At 53.9% G+C, this 5,498-nt stretch carries 2 protein-coding genes and 1 pseudogene; all 3 read left to right on the forward strand.

The window, feature by feature from the left end; all coding sequences use genetic code 11:
* The coding region (locus KJB29_RS18900) for an RHS repeat-associated core domain-containing protein (protein ID WP_281412977.1) at positions 1-2,946 on the forward strand (2,946 nt) is incomplete at its 5' end.
* Positions 2,947-3,465: 519 nt separating this feature from the next.
* Positions 3,466-3,885 carry a hypothetical protein gene (locus KJB29_RS18905; protein ID WP_215735869.1) on the forward strand — a complete coding sequence of 140 codons (420 nt, stop codon included), beginning with the start codon at positions 3,466-3,468 and terminating at the stop codon, positions 3,883-3,885.
* Between the two features lie 77 nt (positions 3,886-3,962).
* Positions 3,963-5,498: pseudogene (locus tag KJB29_RS18910) on the forward strand (RHS repeat-associated core domain-containing protein); the annotation flags it as partial.

The raw sequence follows: 5,498 nt of genomic DNA on the forward strand, positions 1-5,498 counted from the left end.
TCAAGCACCCCCTTCGGCCTCGGCCAGCGCCAGCCCGTGGACGCCGCGGCCTTGATCGTCGCCACGGTCGCCACCCTCGATGTCATGAACGGCACCCCTGACGTGAAATCGTGGCTGACGGGCGCCCTCATCGGCAAATGGGCAATGGACAACCTCACCAACAACGCGGCCGGCGTCCACCTGGAGACCGACGTTCTCACCTTCGTGAAGCTGCCGGACGGCTCCTTTGTCTCCCCTCCCGGTGTCACCTCAACGCTCGTGAAAAACACTAGCCTCTACCAGGCAAATGAACGCTTCGGCCGAACCGTCACCTTCGATAGCAGCAACAACGTAAGCTCCATGACCGACGCCGATGGTAATGCGATCAACTTCACATACAGCGGCGGACTGTTGCAGAGCGTCTACGACAATTTTGGCCACACGCTTACTTTCCATTACACCGGAGCGCTGCTGACCTCGGTCTCCGATTCGGCGGGGCGCAGCGTTGCCTTCGGCTACACCGGCACCGACCTCACCACCTACACCGACCCTGAAGGAAAGGTCTGGACCTATGGGTATGACACCAGCCACCGCATCCTGACCTTGAAGAACCCTCGCAACATTACCACCGTCACCAACGTCTACGACGCGTTCGGCCGGGTACAGAGCCAGACCATGCCGCGCCAGACCGGCACTACCACCTATAACCTCTACTTCTCAGGCTATCGTAACATCGAGGAGGACGGCACCGGCCACCAGACCATCTACTACTTCGACGAGCAGAAGCGCCTTCTGGGGGTGGAGAACGCCCTAGGCCAGAGAAACTACAAATACTACGACGGCCAGGGGCACCTGGCCGCCGAGACCGATCCCCGGGGCTACAGCACTGCCTATCTCTTTGACGGCAACAACAACCTGACCAGAGTAACCGACCCGTTCATCAGATACACCTACACCACCTACGACAGCCAGTTCCGTCTCACCGACGTGACCGATCCCCTGGGGCACACGACCCACACCGATTACGACACCAAGCACCACCCGATAAAGACCACCGTCTACCCGGCAACGGGCCAATCCATCTATACCCAGAAGAGCTACTACGCCAACGGCCTCGTGAACACCACAACCGACGGCAGAGGTGTCATTACCACCCTGACCCATGATACCTACGGTAATCCGGCCACGAGCAAGACCTCCACGGCCCCTGCCATCACGTATGTCTACGACGGAATCGGCCGGATGACCTCCCTCACCGACCAGGAAGGGGCCAAGACCTCCTTCATCTACGACAAGAGGAGCCTGCTCAAGACGAAGACCGACCCCCTGGGGAAAACGACCACCTTGACCTACTATGATGACGGGACCCTGAATACCCTCACCGACCGGAATAACAAGATCACCACCTTCACCTACACCCCCACCGGCAAAACCAGCAGCATCGCCTATGCCGCTGGCACCACCGTCTCCTACACCTACGACCAGAACGACAACCTGACCACGATGCTGGACTCCCTGGGGACAACCACCTACGGCTACGACAATGCCAACCGGCTGTCGAGCTCCACCGACCCGCGGGGCTTCACCATAACCTACGACCGTGACGCCAACGGCAACGTCACCAGAATCACCTATCCCGGCAACAAGACGGTGAGCTACACCTATGATGCCCTGAACCGGGTAAAGACCGTCACCATTGACTGGCTGGGGAAAACCGCCACCTACACCTACGACGATGCCGGCAGAATGGCCGACCTCACCCAGTTCAACAACACCTACACCCGCTACACCTACGACAACGCCAACCGGCTCACCGCTCTCGAAAATCGCCTCTCCAACGCGGGAAGCCCCATAGCCACCTACGCCTTCACCCTGGACGGAAACGGCAACCGGACCAACATCACCCAGACCGTACCCATCAGCCTCAACGCCACCGCCTCAAACACGAATTTCACCATGAACCTCCAGAAAAACCGACTCCAGCAGGCGGGAAGCACCAGCTTCACCTACGACAGCGAAGGGCAGCTTGCCACCAGGACAGGTGACACCTATACTTTCGACGACGCCCACCGGCTGACCGGCATCACCGGCTCGGTCAGCTACCAGTACAAATACGACGGCGCCGGGAACCGGCTGGAGGCGACCAGGAACGGTGCCACCACCAGGTACATCTACGACGCCAACGGGAATCTCCTGGCCGAGGCGGACGGCACCAACGCCATCACCCGCTACTACATCTACGGCAATGGCCTGCTTGCCATGGTGACCTCGGGCAACCAGCCGTACTGCTACCACTTCGACGCAACCGGCCACACCGTGGCGCTCACCGATGCCGGCGCCAATGTGGTGAACAGGTATGCCTACACTCCCTTCGGGGCAATCGGCAACCAGCAGGAAGGCATTAGCCAGCCGTTTAAGTTTGTTGCAAAATACGGAGTCATGAGCGAGCCGAATGGGCTTTACTACATGAGGGCTAGGTATTATGATCCTTCAGTCGGCAGGTTCATATCCGAGGACCCCAAGGGCTTCGACGGCGGGGATGTTAACCTCATGGCTTATGTTGGGAATCAGCCGATCAACAATGTTGATCCGTCTGGGTTATTCAAATTTACTATTTTGGGTCAAACTATCGATGTTAAATTAAGTGCTACTTTTCTTGGATTCAATGGACAAAATGATTTGCAAGGCATAAATGGTCATAATTTTTCTAATAATGCTGTTTTGCCACCGCTATCTGCTGGTATTGGCGTTGATATCAGTATCAATCCTCCCTCATCTGACAACTATATTTCTCCATTCGTTGGATTTGGTAAGAACCTCAGTGTTGGAACTAATCTGGTTTACGACCCTAAGACCTATTCATACAGTAACACTCAAGGCTTTAATGTAAGTCTAGGTTTTTCGACAGGAGTACCAGTTGGTGTTACAGTGCCAAATGCATTTTCTTCTAATAAATGTGGAAAGTAATTTCAGACAGTTGTGAGGTGAAAGAATGTTCAAAATATTTGGGTTACTTTTTTTGCTTTTATTTACTGTGATAGGCTTTTTATTGATGATTGGAACATATAAAAAGTGGTCCTTATTACTTGATCCACTCCCAGAGTTTTATTCTCAATATATGCTAAAAAAGATATTTGGAAGTAAATTTATAGTAATTTTTAATTACTTTATGGGGGTTTTATTCATAGTTTTAAGCCTTATTGCAATTTGGAACGGATTGCTCCAGAAGTAGTCCGGTCGGCGGGGGAACACCATATCTTATGCAAAAGACTTCGGACCAAATACAATGCTGGACAATGGCAATGTTGGTCAGCATGAATCACAACATACGATTCAGGGTGAACAGTTGGGGCCGCTTTATCTTCCTTCTAACATTCTTGGTTTAGCCGCAGGACAAATAATCAATGGAAACACACATGGCCCTGCAAATTGGAACGAAAGAGGACCACAACCAACACCGCCAAGTCCTTGGGGAGGATGTGGAAAATGAAGCGCTTCTTTTTGTTTGTACTTTTTCTAATTATGAACTTGAATCTTATTGGTTGTGATACACTTTATCGCTCTCGAATATATGTTCGTAAGTTACCTGCTCTCTCTACAACAGATGCTGAATCTATAGTAAAGGAATTTTCATTGCATCATGGATACACAATTAAACGAAGTGACAAAAATGATCTTTGGGTAAAACAAGAAATAGGAGCAGAACAACCTGTAACTATCTGGATAGCTCAGAAAAAATATGAACCAACTATATTGTTTACTACGATGACAGATGCTGTTGCCGTGAGGTTAATTCAATTGTCAGGTGCTATTCGTCCTTCAATACATCGGAAATATACAGAGGAATTGTATTTGGTATTGAAGGATAAATTCGGGGCAGATAACGTAAGTCTTCTTGAAAACTGAGGATGTGGCATATACACAAGCGGGGTCAACCCCCGGCATAAGGCAGGCCAAAAGGGTCTACTCGACTTCTACAGATTTTGCCTTGCTCTGCCTTTGAGGGGCGGTCGGTCGGGGGGCTTGGCAATGAACGCTTCGGCCGCACCGTCACCTTCGACAGCAGCAACAACGTAAGCTCCATGACCGACGCCGATGGTAATGCGATCAACTTCACATACAGCGGCGGACTGTTGCAGAGCGTCTACGACAATTTTGGCCACACGCTTACTTTCCATTACACCGGAGCGCTGCTGACCTCGGTCTCCGATTCGGCGGGGCGCAGCGTTGCCTTCGGCTACACCGGCAACGACCTCACCACCTACACCGACCCTGAAGGAAAGGTCTGGACCTACGGCCCGGACAGCAACCACCGCATCCTGACACTGAAGAACCCTCGCAACGTCACCACCGTCACCAACGTCTACGATGCCTTCGGGCGGGTACAGAGCCAGACCATGCCGCGCCAGACCGGCACCACCACCTACAACCTCTACTTTTCCGGCTATCGTAACATCGAGGAGGACGGCACCGGCCACCAGACCATCTACCATTTCGACGAGCAGAAACAGCTCCTGGGGGTGGAGAATGCCCTGGGCCAGAGAACCACCAGATACTACGACGGTCAGGGGCATGTCGTAGCAGAGACCGATCCCCGGGGCTACAGCGCTGCCTATCTTTTTGACGGCAACAACAACCTGACCAGAGTAACCGACCCGCTCATCAGATACACCTACACCACCTACGACAGCCAGTTCCGTCTCACCGACGTGACCGATCCCCTGGGGCACACGACCCACACCGATTACGACACCAAGCACCACCCGATAAAGACCACCGTCTACCCGGCCACAGGCCAATCCATCTACACCCAGAAAAGCTACTATGCCAACGGCCTCGTGAACACCACAACCGACGGCAGAGGTGTCATTACCACCCTGACCCAGGATACCTACGGTAATCCGGCCACGAGCAAGACCTCCACGGCCCCTGCCATCACGTATGTCTACGACGGAATCGGCCGGATGACCTCCCTCACCGACCAGGAAGGGGCCAAGACCTCCTTCATCTACGACAAGAGGAGCCTCCCCACCGGCAGCACCGACCCGCTGACCAGAAACACCACGCTCACCTACTACGACGACGGCACCCTCTGGACGAAAATGGACCGCAACGGCAAGACAACAACCTTCACCTACACCCCCACCGGCAAGGCCAACAGCATCGCCTATGCCGGGGGCACCACCGTCTCCTACACCTACGACCAGGATGACAACCTGACCACGATGCTGGACTCCCTGGGGACAACCACCTACGGCTACGACAATGCCAACCGCCTGTCGAGCATCACCGACCCGCGGGGCTTCACCATCGGGTACGACCGCGACGCCAACGGCAACGTCACCAAAATCACCTATCCCGGCAACAAGACGGTGAGCTACACCTATGACGCCCTGAACCGCATCAAAACCGTCACCATCGACTGGCTGGGGAAAACCGCCACTACACCTACGACGATGCCGGCAGAATGGCCGACCTCACCCAGTTCAACAACACCTACACCCGCTACACCTACGACA

Origin of the sequence: Geobacter grbiciae, from assembly GCF_018531165.1 — a bacterium.
GTDB lineage: Bacteria > Desulfobacterota > Desulfuromonadia > Geobacterales > Geobacteraceae > Geobacter > Geobacter metallireducens.

Excerpts from the sequence above, each read along its gene's own strand:
- KJB29_RS18905 (WP_215735869.1), top strand. The coding sequence starts at position 3,466 with ATGAAGCGCTTCTTTTTGTTTGTACTTTTTCTAATTATGAACTTGAAT.